This window comes from Methanobrevibacter sp. (assembly GCF_030539875.1).
Taxonomy (GTDB): domain Archaea; phylum Methanobacteriota; class Methanobacteria; order Methanobacteriales; family Methanobacteriaceae; genus Methanocatella.
In genome coordinates, this window is sequence record NZ_JAUNXI010000026.1 from 1 (window position 1) to 20,701 (window position 20,701).

Annotated in this window: 25 protein-coding genes; 12 read left to right on the plus strand and 13 right to left on the minus strand. The window is 33.2% G+C overall.

Annotation, left to right across the window (positions count from 1 at the left end; translation table 11 throughout):
• Both Q4Q16_RS08655 and thsA read right to left on the minus strand, forming a co-directional pair.
• A partial coding sequence (locus tag Q4Q16_RS08655; protein ID WP_303347328.1) for an Ig-like domain-containing protein occupies positions 1-1,902 on the minus strand: 1,902 nt, incomplete at its 3' end.
• Between the two features lie 511 nt (positions 1,903-2,413).
• The gene (gene thsA / locus Q4Q16_RS08660) at positions 2,414-4,057 is read right to left on the minus strand and encodes a thermosome subunit alpha (RefSeq protein WP_303347329.1); all 1,644 of its coding nucleotides are present in this window, start codon (positions 4,055-4,057) and stop codon (positions 2,414-2,416) included.
• A 117-nt stretch (positions 4,058-4,174) separates the two neighbouring features.
• Here thsA and Q4Q16_RS08665 point away from each other — a divergent pair, with 117 nt between their 5' ends.
• From Q4Q16_RS08665 to Q4Q16_RS08680, 4 genes are read left to right on the plus strand one after another with little or no spacing between them, the layout of a single operon-like run.
• Positions 4,175-5,191, plus strand: coding sequence for a hypothetical protein (locus Q4Q16_RS08665; protein WP_303347330.1), 1,017 nt, complete (start codon positions 4,175-4,177; stop codon positions 5,189-5,191).
• A 39-nt stretch (positions 5,192-5,230) separates the two neighbouring features.
• Positions 5,231-5,386, plus strand: coding sequence for a hypothetical protein (locus Q4Q16_RS08670; RefSeq protein ID WP_303347331.1), 156 nt, complete (start codon positions 5,231-5,233; stop codon positions 5,384-5,386).
• A 35-nt stretch (positions 5,387-5,421) separates the two neighbouring features.
• A complete protein-coding gene (locus tag Q4Q16_RS08675; protein ID WP_303347332.1) occupies positions 5,422-5,874 on the plus strand; it encodes a hypothetical protein in 453 nt (150 codons plus the stop codon).
• 10 nt (positions 5,875-5,884) lie between these two features.
• Positions 5,885-6,523 (plus strand): DUF116 domain-containing protein, encoded by a 639-nt coding sequence (locus tag Q4Q16_RS08680; RefSeq protein WP_303347333.1) that lies wholly within the window; start codon positions 5,885-5,887, stop codon positions 6,521-6,523.
• Here the strand turns inward: Q4Q16_RS08680 and Q4Q16_RS08685 are convergent.
• From Q4Q16_RS08685 to Q4Q16_RS08700, 4 genes are read right to left on the minus strand one after another with little or no spacing between them, the layout of a single operon-like run.
• Positions 6,520-6,726 (minus strand): hypothetical protein, encoded by a 207-nt coding sequence (locus Q4Q16_RS08685; RefSeq protein ID WP_303347334.1) that lies wholly within the window; start codon positions 6,724-6,726, stop codon positions 6,520-6,522. The two genes, Q4Q16_RS08680 and Q4Q16_RS08685, sit on opposite strands and share 4 nt — an antisense overlap.
• 2 nt (positions 6,727-6,728) lie before the next feature.
• Positions 6,729-7,931, minus strand: coding sequence for a hydroxymethylglutaryl-CoA reductase (NADPH) (gene hmgA, locus Q4Q16_RS08690; protein WP_303347335.1), 1,203 nt, complete (start codon positions 7,929-7,931; stop codon positions 6,729-6,731).
• Positions 7,931-8,794: a succinate--CoA ligase subunit alpha gene (gene sucD, locus Q4Q16_RS08695; RefSeq protein WP_303347336.1), complete on the minus strand. Its 864-nt coding sequence runs from the start codon at positions 8,792-8,794 to the stop codon at positions 7,931-7,933. The genes hmgA and sucD overlap by 1 nt, the downstream gene beginning before the upstream one ends.
• Positions 8,795-8,806: 12 nt before the next feature.
• Positions 8,807-9,532 carry a hypothetical protein gene (locus tag Q4Q16_RS08700; protein WP_303347337.1) on the minus strand — a complete coding sequence of 242 codons (726 nt, stop codon included), beginning with the start codon at positions 9,530-9,532 and terminating at the stop codon, positions 8,807-8,809.
• A 172-nt stretch (positions 9,533-9,704) separates the two neighbouring features.
• Between Q4Q16_RS08700 and aroD the strand changes: the two genes are divergently transcribed.
• On the plus strand, positions 9,705-10,382 hold the full coding sequence (aroD, locus tag Q4Q16_RS08705; protein WP_303347338.1) for a type I 3-dehydroquinate dehydratase: 678 nt from the start codon (positions 9,705-9,707) through the stop codon (positions 10,380-10,382).
• 5 nt (positions 10,383-10,387) lie between these two features.
• Positions 10,388-10,990 carry a S24/S26 family peptidase gene (locus tag Q4Q16_RS08710; protein WP_303347339.1) on the plus strand — a complete coding sequence of 201 codons (603 nt, stop codon included), beginning with the start codon at positions 10,388-10,390 and terminating at the stop codon, positions 10,988-10,990.
• An 8-nt stretch (positions 10,991-10,998) separates the two neighbouring features.
• On the opposite strand, the gene Q4Q16_RS08715 is transcribed toward Q4Q16_RS08710, so the two are convergent.
• The 3 genes from Q4Q16_RS08715 to Q4Q16_RS08725 form a co-directional block, all read right to left on the minus strand.
• Positions 10,999-11,517 carry an EF-hand domain-containing protein gene (locus Q4Q16_RS08715; protein WP_303347340.1) on the minus strand — a complete coding sequence of 173 codons (519 nt, stop codon included), beginning with the start codon at positions 11,515-11,517 and terminating at the stop codon, positions 10,999-11,001.
• Positions 11,518-11,717: 200 nt separating this feature from the next.
• On the minus strand, positions 11,718-12,056 hold the full coding sequence (locus tag Q4Q16_RS08720) for a P-II family nitrogen regulator (protein ID WP_303347341.1): 339 nt from the start codon (positions 12,054-12,056) through the stop codon (positions 11,718-11,720).
• An 11-nt stretch (positions 12,057-12,067) separates the two neighbouring features.
• Complete coding sequence (locus Q4Q16_RS08725; RefSeq protein WP_303347342.1) at positions 12,068-13,285, minus strand: ammonium transporter; 1,218 nt, start codon at positions 13,283-13,285, stop codon at positions 12,068-12,070.
• A gap of 316 nt (positions 13,286-13,601) precedes the next feature.
• Here Q4Q16_RS08725 and Q4Q16_RS08730 point away from each other — a divergent pair, with 316 nt between their 5' ends.
• Genes Q4Q16_RS08730 through Q4Q16_RS08755 form a run of 6 tightly spaced genes read left to right on the plus strand, consistent with a single transcriptional unit; the run spans position 13,602 to position 17,689 of the window.
• Entirely contained in the window at positions 13,602-13,904 is a 303-nt protein-coding gene (locus Q4Q16_RS08730) for a hypothetical protein (protein WP_303347343.1), read from the plus strand.
• A 7-nt stretch (positions 13,905-13,911) separates the two neighbouring features.
• The gene (locus Q4Q16_RS08735; RefSeq protein ID WP_303347351.1) at positions 13,912-15,138 is read left to right on the plus strand and encodes an HD domain-containing protein; all 1,227 of its coding nucleotides are present in this window, start codon (positions 13,912-13,914) and stop codon (positions 15,136-15,138) included.
• Positions 15,139-15,149: 11 nt separating this feature from the next.
• On the plus strand, positions 15,150-15,698 hold the full coding sequence (locus Q4Q16_RS08740; RefSeq protein WP_303347344.1) for a UbiX family flavin prenyltransferase: 549 nt from the start codon (positions 15,150-15,152) through the stop codon (positions 15,696-15,698).
• On the plus strand, positions 15,699-16,262 hold the full coding sequence (cbiT, locus tag Q4Q16_RS08745; protein ID WP_303347345.1) for a precorrin-6Y C5,15-methyltransferase (decarboxylating) subunit CbiT: 564 nt from the start codon (positions 15,699-15,701) through the stop codon (positions 16,260-16,262).
• Between the two features lie 21 nt (positions 16,263-16,283).
• Positions 16,284-17,045: a hypothetical protein gene (locus Q4Q16_RS08750; protein WP_303347346.1), complete on the plus strand. Its 762-nt coding sequence runs from the start codon at positions 16,284-16,286 to the stop codon at positions 17,043-17,045.
• Between the two features lie 17 nt (positions 17,046-17,062).
• Positions 17,063-17,689 carry a molybdenum cofactor guanylyltransferase gene (locus Q4Q16_RS08755; protein ID WP_303347347.1) on the plus strand — a complete coding sequence of 209 codons (627 nt, stop codon included), beginning with the start codon at positions 17,063-17,065 and terminating at the stop codon, positions 17,687-17,689.
• Here Q4Q16_RS08755 and rrp42 read toward each other — a convergent pair.
• The 4 genes from rrp42 to Q4Q16_RS08775 form a co-directional block, all read right to left on the minus strand.
• Complete coding sequence (gene rrp42 / locus Q4Q16_RS08760) at positions 17,686-18,471, minus strand: exosome complex protein Rrp42 (protein ID WP_303347348.1); 786 nt, start codon at positions 18,469-18,471, stop codon at positions 17,686-17,688. The genes Q4Q16_RS08755 and rrp42 overlap by 4 nt on opposite strands.
• Positions 18,472-18,483: 12 nt before the next feature.
• A complete protein-coding gene (rrp41, locus tag Q4Q16_RS08765; protein ID WP_303347352.1) occupies positions 18,484-19,179 on the minus strand; it encodes an exosome complex exonuclease Rrp41 in 696 nt (231 codons plus the stop codon).
• Between the two features lie 24 nt (positions 19,180-19,203).
• The gene (gene rrp4, locus Q4Q16_RS08770) at positions 19,204-20,109 is read right to left on the minus strand and encodes an exosome complex RNA-binding protein Rrp4 (RefSeq protein WP_303347349.1); all 906 of its coding nucleotides are present in this window, start codon (positions 20,107-20,109) and stop codon (positions 19,204-19,206) included.
• Between the two features lie 19 nt (positions 20,110-20,128).
• Positions 20,129-20,701 (minus strand): ribosome assembly factor SBDS (locus Q4Q16_RS08775; protein ID WP_303347350.1); only part of this gene is annotated, 573 nt, incomplete at its 5' end.

The following is a 20,701-nucleotide window of genomic DNA, read 5'->3' on the forward strand; positions in this document are numbered from 1 at the left end:
TTCCATAAATACCTGCATCCAAATATGAACCCTCATTCCTAACTTTTTAGCATTACCAACCCATGATTCCACCGCAGACTGACCATGAGTTTCAATCGCTTTAAAGTTTAAGAATAAATCAGTAGTCCCCTGTGAAGCTAACTTATTGAGGTCAACTTTTTTCATATTCTGTCCGAAAACCCAATATCCATATCCTGTAACTGCTTTTTTCTTAACAGAAATATTTGCACTTCCGGAGCTTGGTGCATAACTGTTATCACCATTTGCAAGATAACTAAATGAAACTGAATAATTTCCAGCTGCAAGATTTACATTAAATGTTGCATATCCGTTTGAAGCTGTAGTAGCCTGATAGATTTTGGAATTAACAGTCAGTTTAATTACTTTACCGCCTAAAGCCTTACCGGAGTTATCCTGTAGTAAAACTTTGTAAGTTTGTGCACCCTGGCTGAAGGAATTTCCGCTTTTCCAAGTAAGCTTAGTAGAAGACCTTTCCTTAACAGTAATGGATGAAGATCCAGACACTGCATTGGATTTGGAATCACCTTTGAATTTATAGGTTATAGTGTATTTACCCAAATTTAAACTAATAGGCAATGAAACTATTCCGTTACTATCCGTGGTTTTAGTATATGACACACCATTAACAGTGAAAGTAACAGTTTTTTTTACTAAAGGAACATTACCTGAAGTTAATGCAACTTTAAACTGTGAATTAGCCCCTTTACCAAAAGTAGTTCCGCTTTTAACAGTGAATTTAGATGTTTTACTAGGAATTATATATACTTTATTAGAAGCACTGGATGCTGAATAATAAGTATTTCCGGCAAAACTGTATTTTACTGTGTAAGTGCCTTCCTTTAAATAAGGCAATGTAAGTGAAGCTACCCCCGCATTATTAGTCTTTGCAGAATAGGTTTTACCATTAATAGTAAATTTAATTACTTTACCGCTGCCTGGAGCATAACCTAAACCGTTATGCAATGTAACTTTAACAACCTTCTTATCACTTTTAAGAAAAGTATAAGTGCCAGTAATAAGTTTAGAACTAGTCTTACGGATTACTTTAACAGTATTGGTTTTTGTTAAACCGTCAACGTTATAAGAAATGATTTTGTATGTACCTGTCTTGAGACTGGTCATTGAAAGACTAGCAACACCTTTACCATTAGTTTTCTTAGTGTATGTTTTTCCGTTAATCTTAAACTTAACATTTTTATTAGCTAAAGGCTTACCATCACTTTTCAAGAATGTTGCATAAAACAGCCTTCCGTCAGTGTAAACTTTAGTAATATCACTTGCAGTGATAGTGGATAAAACCTTAATTGTATTAATAAGCTTATAACCTGTAATAGGATTTTCAGATATAATCTCATATGTTCCAGGTTTAAGATTAATTGCCAAAGAAGCAACACCATTTGCATTAGTCATTTTAGTGTAAGTAACTCCATTAACAGTAATTTTAACATTAGTTTTGGCTAATGGATTACCTTTTCCATCTAAAAATGTTGCCTGGTATTGCTTACTTCCCTTATAATATTTAGTAACATCATTTGAAGTAACAGTTTTAGATACATCAATAGTTTGAGAACTATTGTTTTCTAAGGAAGACGAATTACTTCCAGAAGTACCATTACGTAAATAATTACTTGTTGAGTTAGTTGATAAATTATTTGATTTTTCAGATTCAATACTTACACCAGACAAGTCATCTGCACCATGAGACAGAGAATTCAGTGATGAATCCGCAATATCATCCCCATAGGTTAAAACATCAGATGAGTCATCTGCCAAGTTCGTAGAATAAGAATCTGTAACATTTACATCACCTGCTGAGACTGCACCAACTGACAATACAGCAGTCAATGCAAATAATAAAGCAAGCAATATTCGTTTATTCAAAATATTTTACCTCCATAACAATTTTTTAATTCATCCATGAGACAATAATCTCACTTCAAGAATATTTTAATAAAATATCTTATATAAACCTTTTTATTAACTAAAACACGTTAAATATGTTTGATTTTCAAAAATAAGATTAAAAAATCTCAAAAATAGCATATTAAGAAAAAATAAACTTAAATTAGGCTATGAAAGTATTAAAATATATGAAACAATAATTTAAGATAAAAAATTATATTAAATCATAAACAGTAATTGTAATACTTATTATATAAAATAACATATAATTAAAAGCTATCTAATCTAAAAACATTGATTTAATTTAAGTTAGACCAAAAAACAACATATTTAATAAAGAATATCAAAAAATAAGGTCGAATAAACAAAAAACGATATAAATGTTAAAAATCCGAAATAAAAGAATATTTGAGCCATACATTGTGTATAAAACATGGAAAATATTTAAAAAAAAATAAAAAAAATAGAAAAATGTAAAATTAAATTAATTTTACATCATCGGAGGCATACCGCCCATACCGCCAGGCATTGGAGGCATACCACTATCATCATTACCAGACTCATCCTGTCCGGTAGAAGTAAGCGCATCTCTTGCTGCAATCATATCATCGATACGTAAAATCATTTCGCTAGCAGCACCTGCAGATTGCAAAGCTTGAATCTTTACTCTTAAAGGTTCGATAACGCCTGCTTCCTGCATATCCACTAATTCACCAGTGAATACGTTAATTCCAATTAAATTAGAATCTTCATGAGAAGCTTTCAAATCAGCAATTAAGTTAATGGTGTCTAAACCTGCATTTTCAATTAAAGTTCTAGGAATAACTTCCAAAGCTTCAGCATATTTTAAAATAGCTAACTGTTCTCTTCCGCTTACAGTTTCACCATATTCTCTTAACTGTTTTACCAAATCAATTTCACAAGCTCCTCCACCGATGAGAACTTTACCTTCTTCAATAGTAGCAGCAACAACACCTAAAGCATCATCAATAGCTCTGGAGATTTGTTCGGTTACATAACGGGTACTGCCTCTAAGTACAATGGAAGAAGCTTTCGGATTGTCACATTCTTCGATGAAAGTTAACTCGTGGTCAAATATTTTATTAAGATAAATGTGACCTGCAAAACCTAATTTATCAGCAGATAAATCTTCAATATCGGTTACTAATTTAGCACCGGTAGCTTTTGCAATCCTGTCCATGTCTGATTTTTTAACACGTTTGAAAGTCATGACGCCTGCTTTTTTCAAGTAGTGTTCTGCCATATCATCAATACCTTTTTGACAGAATAATACATTAGCTCCAGAATCAATTACTTTATCTACCAAATCTTTAATCATTTGTTCTTCATTGTTTAAGAATAATTCAAATTGTTCAGGACTTGTAATGTCAATTTTAGTATCAGTGTTAATGTCCTTTAATTCAATAGGATATTTCATGATAGCAATTTTTGCATCTTTAATATCTTTAGGCATAGCTTTAGAAACAGGTGCTTTATCAATTACAATACCTTCAGCCAAGAATGAATCTTCAACAGCATCTCCGGATACTCTTTGAATATTAATATTTTCAATATCGGATTTTCCGTCTTCCTTAATTCTTAATGCTGCTTCAACAACAAGATCAGCCAAATGTTCTTTAGCATAATCTGATCCTTTACCGCTCATTGCAGTAACAGCGACCTTTTTAAGGGTTTCTTTATCATTAGCATCAACAGCAATTCCTTGTAAAAGTTCTACAGCTTTTTCTGTTGCATTTCTAAATCCTTTTACAACAACGGATGTTGAAATTCCATCTTCTAACAATTCTTCAGCTTTAGATAACAATTCTCCAGCAATTACAACAACAGAAGTAGTTCCGTCACCGACAATGTCTTCTTGTTTTTTAGCAGTTTCTACAAGCATTCTTGCTGCAGGTTGTGCGATATCCATTTCACGCATAATAGTTGCACCATCATTAGTTACAGTAATGTCGCCTAATGAATTAACTAACATTTTATCCATACCTTTAGGACCTAAAGTAGTTCTTACAATACCTGCTAAAACTTTAGCTGCAGTGATATTCATTCTTAAAGCATCTCTTTTTGAATATCTTTCAGTTCCTTCCGGAAGGATAAAAATTGGTTGGTTTGCCATTTTTCAATCACCTTTAAAATTTTCTATAAAAATATAAAACTAATTTTTTATACATATATAATATGGATTAGAAGTTATATAAAAACATTACTTCTTAAAATAACTTTAGGTGTTTTAATGTATGATGATATAATAAATGAAATCAAATTGAATTTAGGTGAAAATAAGGATTTAAACAGAAAATACTTAGTATCCCAGCTTGAAAAATATAAAAATCATCCATATAATGAAGAGATTACCAAGGAAATCGGACGTATGATGTGGGATTGTCTGAGTGATGAAGAAAAACAGGAATTTATTGAAATTTCTGAAAATGAAACTCCAATAATTGATATTTTAGAAGAGATATCTCCACTTATTGAAGACAGGCAGTACGGCGAGGCATTGGAAAAACTTGACGGTTTTATGAAAAGTTTTCCGGGAATGTTTGAAAATGATTATGTAAATGAATATCACTATTTTACAAATCCTTTGGAAGAAAATATATTTAATGAATATGTTGGTGCAAAAAAACAAGTCAGATATATACCTGACAGCCATCCGCTGCTTGATTTATACTATGTATACGGATTTTTACTTCTTGAATCAAACAACCTGAAAGAATCTGAAAAATATCTTAAAAAAGCTTTGGAGATTAATCCCGTCTCTTCAAGAGTGCTTCTGGAGTTATCTGAAATTTATAAAAGCAAAACATCAACCTTAAATAAATTCTGTTTCTACACCATACAGGCACTTAAGTATGCATATTACCCTCGCGATTTGGCAAGATCTTATAGAAATTTAGGTTATTATTATATTGAGGAAGAGGATTATGAAACTGCAACTGCATTATACAATTATAGTATGAGATATGAATTAAGTCCGCTTGCACATGTGGAGCTTCAATATATTAAATCCAAAGGAATAAACATTGAATTGAGCCTGGAAGAAACCATTTCAATCTTAAAGAATAAAAATATACCTGCTGGCCCCAATCCTTTTATCTTAAACACAATGCATGAATTATCAGATAGATACAGTGAAGAGCAGGCATTGAATCAGGCATTATATTTTTATGAACTGGAATATGACCTGACACATAGTGATAAGATTCTCGAAAAGATCAATAATATCCTACGAATAATAAATCATTAAATAATATATTATATATAATAATATAATAGGTGATTTCAAATGTGTTCAAGTGGAGGGCCAATGGCTGACATTGATTTAAAAAAATTGAAAACAAAAAAATATCATTGCAAAGACTGTGGAAATACTTTTAAAGGTCTTGGAAAAAAAGTAGTTTGTCCATCCTGCCAAAGTGACAATGTAGAACTTCAAGAGTAAAATTATTTACTCTTCTTTATTTTTTTAAGGATACCATGAATATTAATCTTAAAGATAATGAAATATTATTTCTTGAAGGAGAAACCGGAATGGTCGGTGTTGTTAAGGTGGCATATGAAAATAAAATGTTATTTATTGCAACACAGGACAATGAAGAAATAGTTCAATTTTTGGAATCTGATGACATAATAGCCGTATCCAACTTTAAAAAAGATAAAAGGGCAATCCGTTCACAGGCTTATCTGAGCCGTGAGGAATCATCCCCCCTCGTTATTCTAAACAAAAACCACCCTTCAACCAAACGTTTAGAAACTGTTATTTCCATTGGAAGTCAGGTTAACCTTAATTGCAACATTATTCCCGGAACACACCCTGAACAAAATGTTTTATGTTCTTGCGATAGCTTGTCAGGACTTGAAATAAGAAAAACAGAAACTGGAATCAGATTAAATAAGGAATTTGATGATTTCACAATAGAAGATTTTTAGGTAGAAATATATGTTTATTGAATCATTTTATACATTTTTAGGACAATTAGTAGTTTTTCTGGCTATTCTTATAGTAATCTCATTTATTGTGGTTTTAATTTTAGGAATCTTAATAGCGAGAAAAAATCAAATCAAGTTTCCAAGATTCCTGCTGTTTGCCGTTGATTCAATGTATTTCCCTTTTAAGTCACTGGCAAAACTTTTAAAGATTGACGAATATTTAATTGATGACATTGCAATTAAAGTCAGAGACGAACTGAACAAGGAAAAGTTCAAGTCAGTTCCTGCTGAAAAAACATTGATTTTTTTGCCTCATTGTTTAAGACACAGAGACTGTCCTGCAACACTTCAAAAAGAAGGATTGAATTGTACTGAATGCGGATTATGTTCAATTGGAGTAATTAAGAAAAAAGCCGAACCCCTTGGGTATAAATTATATATTGTTCCAGGATCCAGTTTTGTTAAAAAAATAGTAATGGAAAGCAAATTCAAAGCAGTAATCGGCGTTGCTTGTCATGAAGATTTAAATCAGATGATGATGCTATTGTCTGACTTTTGCCCTCAGGGAGTCTTACTTGAAAGAACTGGGTGTTTTGAAACAAAAGTAAATGTTAAAAAAGTATTTGAAAAAATAGATTCAAAACACTAATCATCAAAATATCTCATAAACTCCATGGATTCCTGGGTTTGCTCAAATTCCTTTATAAAATCATTTAAATCTTTTATAAACTCTTTTTTTCGCAAATCCAAATCTTCAATTTGAGAATAATCTTTTTTAACAGATAAAGACATTATAATATCATCAGTTTCCAGGGTGATTTCAGGATACAGTTCATCGATAAAATCATCCAAAATTATCCTCTCCCAAGTTCCTGATGAGCTCTTGCAAGGTGTCCTGCAGCCAATGCTCCAACAAGAGATAGCTCACCTGCTAAAACAGTACATGCAACGATTTCTGCAAATTCACGTGCTTTACCTGAACCTGCAACACCAAGAATTTCCAATCCTTCATGAGCAACTTCAAGACCTGTTCCGCCACCAACAGTGGCCACAGGCAAATCCGGCAAGTTAACTGAGAAGTACAAATCACCATTTCTGTTTTCTGCAGTAGTAATACCTAATGAACCTTCAGCAACATGTGCAGGGTCCTGACCTGTCGCTAAAAATAAAGCTGCAACCATATTTGCATAATGGGCATTGAAGGCCATACTTCCGGCAGCTGCTGAACCGATCAGGTTTTTGGCAGTGTTTACCTCAACAATTGCTTCTGCTGTGGTTTTGAGTTTCTTCTCAACAATGGCTTTTGGAATTAGTACGTCGGCTATAACACTTTTTCCTCTTCCTTCAACAACATTAATAGCAGCAGGTTTTTTATCAACACAGACATTACCGCTTAATGCAATATGGGTTGCGCTAGTTTCTTGTGCCAGTTTATCCAGAATCTTCTCAGAAGCTATTGTTACCATATTCATCCCCATACTGTCTCCAGTTGAAAATACGAATCTCGGATAAACATAGCTTCCGACTATTAAAATAGGATCAATTTTAATTAGTTTACCATGAGAAGTTGTGCTTTCTGCAATGGCTTTTAGTTCATTGAAATTATCAATAAACCATTGTTTGATTTTAAGTGCATCATTTACATCCTTACATTTAATGGCCGGTGCCCTGGTCATATTATCAGAGGTCACCCTTGCATTTGCACCTCCAGATGCAGTAATGGTTGATGTTCCCCTGTTAATTGAAGCTACAAGCGCTCCTTCAGAAGTGGCCAGCGGGACAAATACTTCCCTTTTGCAGTATTCTCCATTGATTTTTAAAGGTCCTGCAATCCCCATAGGAAGCTGCAATACTCCAATGGAGTTTTCAATATTTCTAGCTGAAGCCCTTTCCATGTCAAGAGTGTAATTTGAAATATTATCTAATTTAATAGAATATTTTTGTTCCAAGAATTCCCTTCTAATATCTGTTGCGTCCTTTGCTGAAACTTCCCTGTCAACCTGGTAAAGTTTCATTTCACCGTTTAATAATTTATCAATGATTTCCTGATTTGACATTACATAACCTTTTTAAGTAAATCTACAATTTCAGACGGTTTTACAGCCACTTCAACACCTGCTGCATTTAAAGCTTTGGTTTTACTTTCAACAGTGCCGGAAGTTCCCTGAATAATCGCTCCTGCATGCCCCATTCTTTTTCCAGGCGGTGCGGTTCTTCCAGCTATGTAAGATACAACAGGTTTTGACATTTCCTCTGCAATATATGTTCCTGCTCTTTCTTCTGCAGTTCCTCCAATTTCACCAATTAAAACAACAGCATCAGTATTATCATCCTTTTCAAATCTTTTTAAGATATCAACATAATTATCCCCGGTAACCGGGTCTCCTCCGATACCTACAGCAGTACTTTGACCGATACCTGCATTTGTAAGTTCGCTTGCAATTTCATAAGTTAATGTACCGCTTCTTGAAATTAACCCTACCCTGCCTTCTTTAAAAATGTGGGTAGGCATAATACCTAATTTTCCAACACCTGGAGATATGATTCCAGGAGTGTTTGGACCGATAACTGTAGTTCCCATTTGCTTTGCATATTCCATGATTTTCATACTGTCATGGACAGGTATGTGTTCAGAAATGATGACAACCAAATCCAAGTTTCTTATTGCTTCAAATGCGGCATCTTTTGCAAATCTTGCAGGAACAAAGATGATTGAAGCATTAATATCGCAAACTTCTTTTGCCTCGTTTATTGAATTAAAAATTGGAACTTGGTTTAAAAATTTTTGACCACCCTTTCCAGGGGTTATTCCAGCAACAATATTGGTATTATAGTTTAACATTTGTTCTGTATGGAAGGAACCCTGTTTACCTGTTATTCCTTGAACTAAACATTTTGTATCTTCATTTAATAAAATCATAATACGTATCTCCTATCTTAATATCCTAGTTTTATTTTCAAATGGAACGGCTAAATCTATTACATTTCCATTCATAAATGCAACGGCCGAAAAAATTACACTACCGGGCAATACATTGCAAGTTGTTCCTCTTTTAACTAAATAAACATTTTTATTTCCAAGTGCTGCACCAATCATTGCACTGGCTATAACTCCAACAGATTCAATATTTTCAACAGTAGCCACTACAACCGGATCATCAGTTTCAGGTGAAACATATCCGACACCAGGGATTTTCCTTATTTTAGGTTCAATATAATCGGAAATGTCTGTTAAATTTTTCATACCCTTAGCAGCATCAATAGCTGAGTTGGCAACATCTGCAACAAACGGCTCTCCACCATAAGTATCAAATCCTAAAACAATTGCGTCAGGATACATGTCCTGCTTAATATCTGCTTCAGCATATGAAACACCTTCCCCGGCACCCTGCGGAGTTGATGATATTCCTGATAAATCTCCTAAGTTTTCTGCACTTTCTCTTAAAACATCAATAATACCTTTATTAATAGATTCAAGCAGTTCATCTTCAACAAATGCACTTACAACAACATCATCGCCTGTGATGTTTGTAAGTGCCACATCTCTTGCACCTAATTCTTTGACTTTATAAAGGTTTTTTTCAATAGTTTCTACTAGCTTAGCACTACAAGATACATCATTTTCAGATATATCTGCGCCCATAGCTGTAATTTTCAAATTAACACCTTGTATAATTTATTTTTTAAATAAATAAAATATTAAATTTTATTGTTATATAATTATATTTTTTATAATTAATAAGTTTTAATAATTGTTTAATATGTCCCAATCAGTCAAGCAACTTATTTTTAAAAAAATTTAATTAATAGCAAAGGGATAGTATTAATTGATGTATTCACAAACAAAAATCGCAATTCCAATTTTTCAAAAAAATTGCAAGGACGTAATCGAAGTAGCAAATGATTGTATTGACAAGGGCGCGGATATTTTAGAATTTAGAATTGACGCTCTGGAAAACCCTAAAATAAGTGAAATTAAAAGTGCAATTGATGAAATTAACTTCCCTATAATAGCTACAAATAGAATTCAAAGTGAAGGCGGGTCTTTTAGGGGAACTGAAGAAGAAAGATTCAATATATTATATGAATGCTGTGATATTGTCGATTATGTAGATATTGAACTGCAAAGTAAAGATGAATACATAAATAAAATTCATGACACCGGAGTTACAACAATTATCTCCTATCATGATTTTGAAAAAACACCTAATTTAAATGAAATAACCTATATTGTTGAAAAAGAGCAGGAACTTGGAGATATTGCAAAGGTTGCATTTATGCCACAGAATCTTGAAGACACTTTAACAATCCTGGCTGTTCTTTCCCATTGTGAAAACACGATTGCAATATCCATGGGAGAATTAGGAAGCTATACAAGAGTCATGGCATCAAAATTTAATTCTCCGATTACTTTTGCTGCAGGAACTGATGTGACTGCTCCCGGACAAATCGACATTGAAACTATGAAAGTACTGCTTAATATGGATTTAAATATATTAGATGAGTGATTGAAATGGTTAAAAAAATCATTTTAGCTTCAATAATAATAATTATTTTTGTGATTTCAGGTATTTTTTTATTAAATGAAAATACGGTAAACGTTTACCTTGACGGGGAAAATATCAGCGTTGAAACTAAGACACTGGACAATGTTGACACACACAACCTAAACAAGGCAATTTGCAATTACACATTAAATGTTATGAACAATTCGACAGCTAATGTTGAAACTTTAAAAAATGGCGTTTCAAACCTTTGCAGAGATTACGGCCTTAAGAATTCCAAAATAAATATTGATTCAAGTTTGGGACCAGACCAAATTCCAATTAAGGTTTATGTTAACGGAACATCCATGCTTCCTACACTGCAAGACGGACAATACGCTTTAGTAAATAAGACCCATGATATTGAGATTGGAGATATCGTAGTTGCCCGGTCTGATGAATATGGCGAAGTCATAAAAAGAGTTGATCAGATAAATGGAGACAATGTGCATTTAGTCAGCGACAATAAAAACATTTCCTATGAATACATTAACGGATATCTCTATCAGATTAAAGGAATAACAACATGGGTTGAACTTTCTGACATTCAGGGAGTTGTTATTGATTATTAACATCATTATTAGATTACTAGTTTGAATTCCCTATAATTTAGATATTCATTGCCGTTATTATCTGCTCTAGCAAATTCACTGTCACACATTTCTTCGATGGAATAGCCCTCCCAAAAAGAATCTTCAGCAAATATATAGCTATGTTGAGAGAATTCATTAAAGTCAATTACATTATCATTGTTTGAATCAACATCCATAAAAAAATCATAATCTGAAGTTTCATTATAAGGATTGAGTATGTCCAAATAATATCCATAATTCAGTTTAAATGCATCACTAAACTCATCAAAGGACAATATTCCATCATTATCCGAATCACCCTTTTTAAAATCTTCCCCCATCATATTTTTAATTTCGCTATAATTCAAATCAGAATATACTTTAATGTAAACAAAATCAAATTGTTTAAAATCGTTTTCATCCATTTGACTAGTGTAAAGCCCTTTTAAAGTATCCCCATCTGCATTTATTGAATAACATGGTGAGACTAAAACCAGCAATAAAAACATTATCATAAGTTTTCTCATGATTAATAATATGACGCTAACAATTATTTAACATGACTGGAAATTTAAAAAAAAGTTCAGCAAATCAAATAAACTTGTAAAGAAAAATTTACATGAGAAATCCTCTTTTGACAGACATTAAAAAAAAGAGAAATAATTCCGAAGAATTATTTCTTAGAGAGTATTTTTGCGATTAGAACTCTATTTATTCATATGGGAAATCAGACTGCATCGTCGCCCATTTCACCTGTCCTGATTCTGATTACATTTTCAACAGGCTGTATGAAGATTTTTCCATCACCTATATTTCCTGTGCGGGCACCTTTTATAATTGCGTCAATGATTAAATCAACACTTTCATCTTTTACAACTATTTCCACACGTGTTTTTGGAATCAGATCAATGCAGAAGTTTGAACCTCTATAGGACTCTTTAATTCCTCTTTGACTTCCCCTTCCTTTAACTTCAGAAACTGTCATGCCTTCACAGCCTTCTTTTAACAGTTCTTTTTTAACGTCCTCAAATTTTTCCTGTCTGATAATTGCAATAATACGTTTCATTAAAATCACCTTTATGAATTAAAGTTATATGCAGATTCTTTGTGAAGGTTGGAGTCTAATCCTCCGATTTCTTCATCTTCATCAACTCTTATACCATCCATAGTTTTATCTAAAACTTTTGCAAGTATGTAGCTAACTGTGAATGCATAAGCTATAGTGGTTATTACACTTATTATTTGTATTACAACTTGGTTTGCATTACCTGCAATTAAACCTGCAGCACCATTGATTGCTGGAAGTGCAAATATACCTGTAGCTATTGCTCCCCATACACCGGACATTCCGTGAATGCCCCATGCATCTAATGCGTCATCATAACCGAGTTTTGGTTTTAGATAGTTAATCGCGAAGTATGATACGATTGGAGCTACAGCACCAATAATTAATGCTCCAAATACATCAACAAATCCTGCTGCAGGAGTAATACCAACGAGACCTGCAATTGCACCGGAAATTGCACCTAACACAGTAGGTTTTCCTATTGTAAGTGTATCAATTACTGTCCAAACAATAAGACCCATTGCAGCTGCAACATTTGAGACTATAATTGCATTAGCTGCAAGTCCGTTTGCTGCAAGACCGGATCCTCCGTTGAATCCCATCCATCCAAACCAAAGTAATGCTGCACCTAAAACTGCATATCCTAAGTTGTGAGGAATTAATGAAGGGTTTTTTCTTTTTCCTAATACTAATGCAACAGCCAATGCAGAAATACCGGAGTTAATATGAACTACAGCACCTCCTGCAAAATCAAGTGCTCCCATCTGCATTAACCATCCTCCTCCCCATACCCAATGGGCAATAGGGACATAAACAAGACAGATCCACAATATTGTAAAGATTACCCAAGCTTTTGTTTTCATTCTTCCAACTAAAGCACCGGACATGATTGTACATGTTATTCCTGCAAATGCACACTGGAACATGACAAATAATAATGTAGGTATAGTTCCTGTTAAGTCGTCAAGCCCAATTCCCTGTAAGAAGAAATTGGTTGGAGATCCTATTAATCCATAAACGTCAGCTCCAAATGCAAACTGGTAACCAAATACAACCCAAATTATACTAACAATTGAAAAAGCAATAAATGTTAAAAAAATTGTATTTAAAACATTTTTACGTTTGCTTAATCCTCCATAAAAAAATGCTACTGCAGGAATGCTCATTAAAAGTACGAGAAGTGTACAAACGAGAACCCATGCAGTATCACCACCATTAAACATGACCATTTTATCAACTCTTAAATTAAATTATAAATAATTATTAAAATCAAATTCATCGGAAATACTATGTCGGAAGTAATATTCCGATAGATAATGATTAGAATATCATCATATATAAATCTTTTGAAAACAGCAACCATCAATAAAAAAGGCACCCCCAAAAAAATAATAACAAAACACCCACAATTTCTAAAAATAATATAATTTCACCTTAAATCAATGGAATAATAAGATTAAAATTTAATATTTTAAGAAAACATTAAATATTAGCTTTTAAAATAAATAATAATAGTACAAATTAGAATTAAAAGAAAGTGTTATTATGAAAGACTCAGTAAAAGCAAAATTAATAGTATTTTTAATCATTGCACTTCTTGCATTCGGCATTAGTTCTGCATTTGCTAGTCTAACAGATAAAGGCACAACAGATTCATATAAGCTAATTCCTATTGAAGATGATTCATTTGAACCAAACTACATCAATAAAGTTCCAACAATCAAACCAAAAATAAAAACCAATAACAATACCCTCACCAACAATACAACCACCAATACAACAAATCCAGACATAGAAACAGTGGTTGACAAAAACAATTCCAATAGAATATACACATATACGGGCTGATAAAATGATAGGTGAAAAAAAGAAATTCATCAGAGATAGCGTCTATGGAGATATTAATCTAAATTACTTCGAAGTAAAAATAATGGACATGCCTCAGTTTCAGCGTTTAAGGCGGATTAAGCAGTTAGGCCTAATAAGTTTAATTTATCCGGGAGCAACACATACCCGATTCGAACATTCGATTGGAACAATGAACTTAGGGTCAAAACTTGCTGAAGAACTTGAACTTGAAAAAGAAGAAATCGAATTAATTAGAACCTCAGCATTATTGCATGATATTGGCCATGGTCCATTTTCACATGTCTCTGAAGGAGTATTGTCTGTTCCCCATGAAGAATTAACAAAGCATGTCATTACCAAGACTCCTATGAGGGATCTGCTCGAAGAAAAATTTAATGTTAATGAAATTGCAGACATTATTAATGGAAAAGGATATTTGGGTCCGATTGTTTCTGGTGAACTTGATGTGGACAGAATGGATTATCTTTTAAGAGATTCTCACAACACAGGAGTTGCCTACGGAATTATAGACTATGAAAGAATCATATCCAATTTAAAATTAGAGGATGGGCTGATATTGGATATCAAAGGTGTTCAAGCTGCTGAAGGAGCTCTTGTTTCTAGATATTTCATGTATCCAAGCGTTTATCAGCACCATACAACCAGAATTGTCAACTCGATGTTTAGAAGAGCGCTTAAAAGAATAATTGATGAAAAAATAATCAATGAGAAAGACATTTACAAGTATGATGACGCAGACATTATTGGGATATTCAGACACTGCGATAATGAATTTGCAAATGACATTATGCACAGACTGGATACAAGACAAATAATGAAGAGAGTCAAAACAATCAGGTTAAATAATTTCAAGTATCCTGAAAAAATGTATAGAATCGAGGCAGATGAATTAAGAAAGGTTGAAGAAGAAATTGCCGAAGATTATAATCTTGACAAAGATTATGTTTACATAAATATTGCTGAATATCCTCGTTTTGATGAAATGAAAACTCAGGTCAACTTAGATGGAAAATTATACCCGTTAACTGAGATTTCAAATATAATAGGAGCATTGAGTAAAGCAAGATTTAATATACCTGACATCAGCGTTTATGTGGAGGACAGCAAAAAATCCCTGTTTGAAAAGTTCAAATTAGAAAATTATCTTGAATTGCCGGAAATTGATAGAGAAAAATTCCATGGAATTCATTATGACCAAATTAAATTAATTTAGAGGAAAAAAATATGATTGTTGTTGGAATTACAGGAGCAAGTGGAGCAATATATGGAATAAGACTGCTTGAATCCCTTAAAGAACTAAATATTGAAACTTCATTAGTAATTAGCGATTTGGGCAAGGTCGTTATAGAATCAGAAACAGATTACTCAGCAGAAGATGTAATTAACTTAGCAGATAACTATTATAATTTTCATGACCTGACCGCTTCCATAAATAGCGGTTCATTTAAAACCGACGGTTTAGTTATAGTGCCGTGTACGATGAAAACTTTATCTTCAATAGCTCATGGATATGGGTCAAACACCATAACACGGGTGGCAGATGTTAGTTTAAAAGAAAAAAGACCTACCATCATTGTTCCCCGTGAAACTCCTCTCAGAAGCGTTCATTTAAAAAACATGCTGACTTTATCACAAGAAGGAGCTACGATTTTACCTGCAATGCCCGGTTTTTATTCAAATCCTAAAACGATTGATGACCAGATTGATTTTATTGTTGGAAAAATTTTAGACTCTTTAAAAGTTGAAAATAATTTATTTGAAAGGTGGGAATAAATGTTAGAAGATAAGGATTTTATCAAATCCTGTGATGTGCCGGGACCTACAAAAGAAGCTATCAGAGCCATAATTCTTTATAAATCTGGAGTAACATCAGAAGACAAAGTTGTGGATTGCGGATGCGGAACCGGAGGGATTACCTGTGAATTTGCCCAAAGAGCAGGTGAAGTAATATCTATCGATAAGAATCACGAAGCTATCGGCATGACTTCAAAAAACCTTAAAAAGTTTGGTCTTGGAGACAATGTTACATTAATTAATGATGACGGGGCAAATGCCCTGAAAGATATTGAAGATATTGACATAGCTGTTGTGGGGGGCAGCGGTCAGGAGCTTGAAAATATCTTAGAGATAATTCATGGAAATCTTAACTCAAAAGGCAGAATAATTATTACAGCCATTTTAGTCGATACTAAAGTTGAAGCCATAAATAAACTCAAAGATTTAGGATATAATCCGAAAATAATGGAAATCAATGTTTCAAATGGAAGAGTTCTCGATCGTGGAGTTTTAATGATTAGCGAAAACCCGATAGCCATCATCACTGCTAAGAAAAGATAAATATTATTTGGAGATTATAAAATGGATGATCATAAACGTTGGAAAATAAAATTTTCAATTTTAATGGTAATATTAATAATTATTATATACGGATCAAATTACCTTGTATTGGGAGACGGAGAGCATATCATATCATATGTATGGACACATTTAGGTTTTATTCCTGTGGACATACTTATTGTAGCATTTTTACTTGAAGAGATTATTGAAAAAAAGGAAAAAGAAGCAGTGTTTGAAAAATTGGACATGCTTATGAGCACTTTCTTTTCTGAGGTCGGCAATGAATTGATAAGCCAGTTAAATGAGGTAAACAAGTATAAAACCACTACTGAAAATTTAAAAACAATCAAAACATGGACTGATAAGGACTATGAAAATAAACTCAATGAACTTAAAAGTTCACATATCAACTTTTTAGCTGATGTCGCTTCAGAAAATAGGGAAGAATTCCTTGAGAATTTAAGAGATTTGCTTGCTGATAAAAGAGAGTTTATTATAAATTTAATAAACAATCCGAATCTGCTTGAAAAAGAGGAATTTACTAACTTGATGAATTCCATTCTTCATTTGGATGAAGAATTAGAACACAGAAAAGATTTGGCTTTGGTAAATGAAAGTGATTTTCAACATTTGAATGTGGATATGGACAGGGTTTATAATATATTAATCCGTGAGTGGATTTACTATCTGAAATATCTTAACAAGAATTATCCTTATATGATTGCATTGATGATACGCACCAATCCCTTTGATAAAGATGCAAGCGTATACGTAACCGAGTAGACAGACGGCGATTCAATATGAGCAGTGAAGCTAATAATGAAAATATTAAATCCTGCATCATTTTATGTGGAGGTCAGAGCAGAAGAATGGGTCGGGATAAAGGATCAATGATTATTCGAAATAAACCTATGATAAAACACATCCTTTCCACTTTAAACCATCATATTGATGAAGCCATAATCGTTTTAAATGACAGAGACAGGATTGACAAATATAAAAAATTCATTAACCCCGATGACTACGCATATACAATAACATTTTTAGAAGATAAAATTAAAAATAAAGGGCCAATGCCTGGAATTATGACCGGCCTTTCACAAATTAAAGGAGAATATGGATTGATTCTGCCTTGTGATAGTCCATTTGTTTCACCAAACTATATCGCCACTATATTCTCACAAATAGACAACGATTATCAGGCCATTGTTCCATATCACGATGAAAAAAATAAATTAAAAACATCAGAACCTCTTCATTCCATTTACAATAAAAATATTATTTCTGAAATTGAAAAATTAGTAGATGAAGATACCCTGCACATCAAAGGACTGATAGAAAAAGTAGAAACGAAATTTGTTTTAATTGATAATGAAAAAATAGAAAAAAAAGAATTTAGAAATCTTAACCGTCCGGAAGACATTTAAAGATTTTCTATTAACTCTTTTACTTTACTAACTGCAGTATTTACACAGTATAAGATATCGTCTTTTGCCAATGGTTCTTTTCCACCTTTTTGCATTGAGCAAATATGGCCGTCTTTAGTAACACCAACATTTAAACGTGCGCTAGCAACTCTTTCTTCATCTAAAGTTGGGTCGATAACCATTTTGTCTGCAATTTTAACAAAGGTGCATAAAGCCAACTCATTGTTAATTGGCAAATCAAAAGTTTCATCTTCACTAAGAACAACTTCATCATCAACAATACTTGCAACAGGCAATTTAGTAGATTTAAGAGCAGCCATAACAGCCAATTCGCATGCATCAAAAAGATTTCCGCAATTATCAATAATATGCAAATCAACGAACAACATCCAAACGTGTTTTCCCTCTTCAATACATAGTTTGTCCAAATCTATTAATTCGCTTTCACGAATACCCCTATCAACTACACGTGCAAGTTCTATTGAGTCTTCACTAGGTGGTCCAGGTTCAAATGTAGGATCCGCCATAGGCAACATTTCACAATTTGCCATTAAAACCCCTAAATCAGGAGTATCTGGGAATGGAGATCCGATTTGTGGTTTAATTCCAACAATAACTTGAGTTCCGCCAAGTTTTACGCGAGCAGAACCTTCAGCTTTAGAAATAACATCAGTTTCAATAGAAATATCCCTATATTCAGTTAAAGACCTGCCATCTTCTCTTTTATCATTTTCGATAAGGTCAGCAATACTTTGTCTTGTAATTTCCGGTATTATATCCATATTATCCACTCACTATTCTGTAGAATATTTATTCATTAAAGCTTCTTTTTGAATTTCACTAACTTTAAGACAACCGTCAATAGCCAAATCAATAGCTTTCTGGAATTCTTCTTCAGTTAAATTACCGTCACTTTGCAATAAAGTAATTTCACCAGTTCTAGGCATTATGGCTACAGGAACATCAGCTTCACCTTCTTTATCTTCATATTCAGATAAATCAATGACAACTTCCCCATCAACTTTACCTGCAGCACATCCCACAACAATATCCTTCATAGGAATTCCTGCATCAACAAGTGCAACGGAAGCTGCAGTAATTCCTGCACAACGGGTTCCGCCTTCAGCTTCGATTACTTCTATATAAACATCAATCATTGAACGAGGATAATTTTCCAATAATAAGGCCGGCCTTAATGCATCAGCTGTAATTTTAGAAATTTCAGATGATCTCCTGTCCGGTCCAGGTCTTTTTCTATCATCTACTGAAAATGGAGCCATGTTATACCTGCATCTTATTACTCCAGTATTAGGTTCAAGTAATCTTCTAATATATGATTCTCTAGGACCATAAACAGCAGCTAAAATTTTATTTCCCCCAAATTCCAAGTAAGCTGAACCGTCTGCACGTTCAAGTACACCGGCTTCAATTTTAACTGGGCGCAATTCATCAAACTTCCTACCGTCATTTCTTATAAATTCTGACATTATATCAACCTCTCAATATGCGAAGAATTATTTTTTATTTAATATAAAAGAGCTATTTGAGCTATCGCCATAGGATAATCCGCCATCTTTTTTATTTTTATTTTTTCTTTTTAATTCTTCGATAACCTCAGCAATATTAGGTTTATCTCCTCTGTCTTTTTTTTCTTCTGCTTCACGTTCTTCTTCTTCCAATTCTTCCTTAAAATTTTGAAGTTTAGGTTTTTCTAAAACAAACTCATTTTCTTCCTCTTCAGGAGGCAATTCACCATCAATAGCCAGGTACAATTTATTTTTAATCTTATTTGTTAACCCGGAAGTATGGGCTTCGGCTTCAATTAAATGAATTATGCTTTTGGTAAGTTGTTCCATGTCCTTGTCACCTTTTACCCAAACAAGACCGTTTTGACCAACAACAATTTTACAATGAGTTTTATCTTTAATCATGTTGATCATAGAACCTTTTTTACCAATCAGTCTAGGAACTTTGGTTGGAGCAATATCTACAATGATTCCTCCTTTGAATTTACCCATTCCTCTTCCTTTCAAACCAAGTTTTGCCTTTTTGATTTCATCAACATCGACAACCCTTAAAAATAGAACGTCCCCAATATCATAAACTTTATTGAGTTCTTTTTTCTCACGACCAAACACTTCAAAAGCAGGTAAAATTCCAGAATAAGGTGAATTAATGTCTACATTCCACATTGAGAATCTGACATCGTCAATCTTACCTATTACAACATCTCCTTTCTTAGGAACATATTTGCTTTTGAGAGGAATAACTCTAATCTTTTTATTCCTCAAAGAAACAAGTCCCATTAAAGAAGAACAAACTTTACCATTCTCTTTAAAGGTACCCCTTCCAGAATAGAATTCATCATCAGCCAATATCTGACCGGGAATAACTAAATCTTTATTTTCCACATATATCATAATAATCCCATTAACCTAATTATTTAATGGCTTTAGTTTCTGCTTCTCCGCCTGAAATCTCAGCCATTTTTGCAACAAAAGAATTTTGAAGACCACCGGACATTTCAATAATACCAATCCATGAACCATCCTGTTGCCATTCTTCATTAATAATTTCACCAAATCCATGAATAACAGAATAAGCGCTTCCGGCAGCAGCACCTGGAAGTCTAACAGCCATTTTAACTTTTTCAAACCTGATTGGAATAAGCGGTTTAATGGCCTTTAATGCTGTTTGTACCTGCTGGTCAACAGATGTGAAAGGGTCAAATTTAACTTTTGCCTCTTCACATGCATTTTCAATTCTTTGAACGGGATGTGGTAAACCATTTTGGGGATTAACTGCTTCTTTAGCTATTTTATTAATAACCAGCTTCCTTTTATCTTCTTGCATTTTTCGCTTTTGCTCAGCAGTTAATTGAACAGTGCCTTTTTCAAGTATAATTTTAGAAACTTCAATAGGATCAGTAGTTCCAAATATTTTATCCATAGCTTCGCCAGAAGCTTTATCTCCTTTTTTAGAGTCCTTAAAAATTTCTTCAACAGCTAGAAG

Bases quoted from the DNA above. Each gene is read 5' to 3' on its own strand.
- rrp42 (WP_303347348.1), bottom strand. From the start codon at position 18,471: ATGGATATAATACCGGAAATTACAAGACAAAGTATTGCTGACCTTATC.
- Q4Q16_RS08665 (WP_303347330.1), top strand. From the start codon at position 4,175: ATGTATGATGATATAATAAATGAAATCAAATTGAATTTAGGTGAAAAT.
- thsA (WP_303347329.1), bottom strand. From the start codon at position 4,057: ATGGCAAACCAACCAATTTTTATCCTTCCGGAAGGAACTGAAAGATAT.
- Q4Q16_RS08740 (WP_303347344.1), top strand. From the start codon at position 15,150: ATGATTGTTGTTGGAATTACAGGAGCAAGTGGAGCAATATATGGAATA.
- hmgA (WP_303347335.1), bottom strand. From the start codon at position 7,931: ATGTCAAATCAGGAAATCATTGATAAATTATTAAACGGTGAAATGAAA.
- Q4Q16_RS08730 (WP_303347343.1), top strand. From the start codon at position 13,602: ATGAAAGACTCAGTAAAAGCAAAATTAATAGTATTTTTAATCATTGCA.
- sucD (WP_303347336.1), bottom strand. From the start codon at position 8,794: ATGATTTTATTAAATGAAGATACAAAATGTTTAGTTCAAGGAATAACA.
- Q4Q16_RS08725 (WP_303347342.1), bottom strand. From the start codon at position 13,285: ATGGTCATGTTTAATGGTGGTGATACTGCATGGGTTCTCGTTTGTACA.
- Q4Q16_RS08670 (WP_303347331.1), top strand. From the start codon at position 5,231: ATGTGTTCAAGTGGAGGGCCAATGGCTGACATTGATTTAAAAAAATTG.
- Q4Q16_RS08675 (WP_303347332.1), top strand. From the start codon at position 5,422: ATGAATATTAATCTTAAAGATAATGAAATATTATTTCTTGAAGGAGAA.
- Q4Q16_RS08680 (WP_303347333.1), top strand. From the start codon at position 5,885: ATGTTTATTGAATCATTTTATACATTTTTAGGACAATTAGTAGTTTTT.
- cbiT (WP_303347345.1), top strand. From the start codon at position 15,699: ATGTTAGAAGATAAGGATTTTATCAAATCCTGTGATGTGCCGGGACCT.
- rrp4 (WP_303347349.1), bottom strand. From the start codon at position 20,109: ATGATATATGTGGAAAATAAAGATTTAGTTATTCCCGGTCAGATATTG.
- Q4Q16_RS08720 (WP_303347341.1), bottom strand. From the start codon at position 12,056: ATGAAACGTATTATTGCAATTATCAGACAGGAAAAATTTGAGGACGTT.
- Q4Q16_RS08710 (WP_303347339.1), top strand. From the start codon at position 10,388: ATGGTTAAAAAAATCATTTTAGCTTCAATAATAATAATTATTTTTGTG.
- Q4Q16_RS08755 (WP_303347347.1), top strand. From the start codon at position 17,063: ATGAGCAGTGAAGCTAATAATGAAAATATTAAATCCTGCATCATTTTA.
- Q4Q16_RS08750 (WP_303347346.1), top strand. From the start codon at position 16,284: ATGGATGATCATAAACGTTGGAAAATAAAATTTTCAATTTTAATGGTA.
- aroD (WP_303347338.1), top strand. From the start codon at position 9,705: ATGTATTCACAAACAAAAATCGCAATTCCAATTTTTCAAAAAAATTGC.
- Q4Q16_RS08715 (WP_303347340.1), bottom strand. From the start codon at position 11,517: ATGAGAAAACTTATGATAATGTTTTTATTGCTGGTTTTAGTCTCACCA.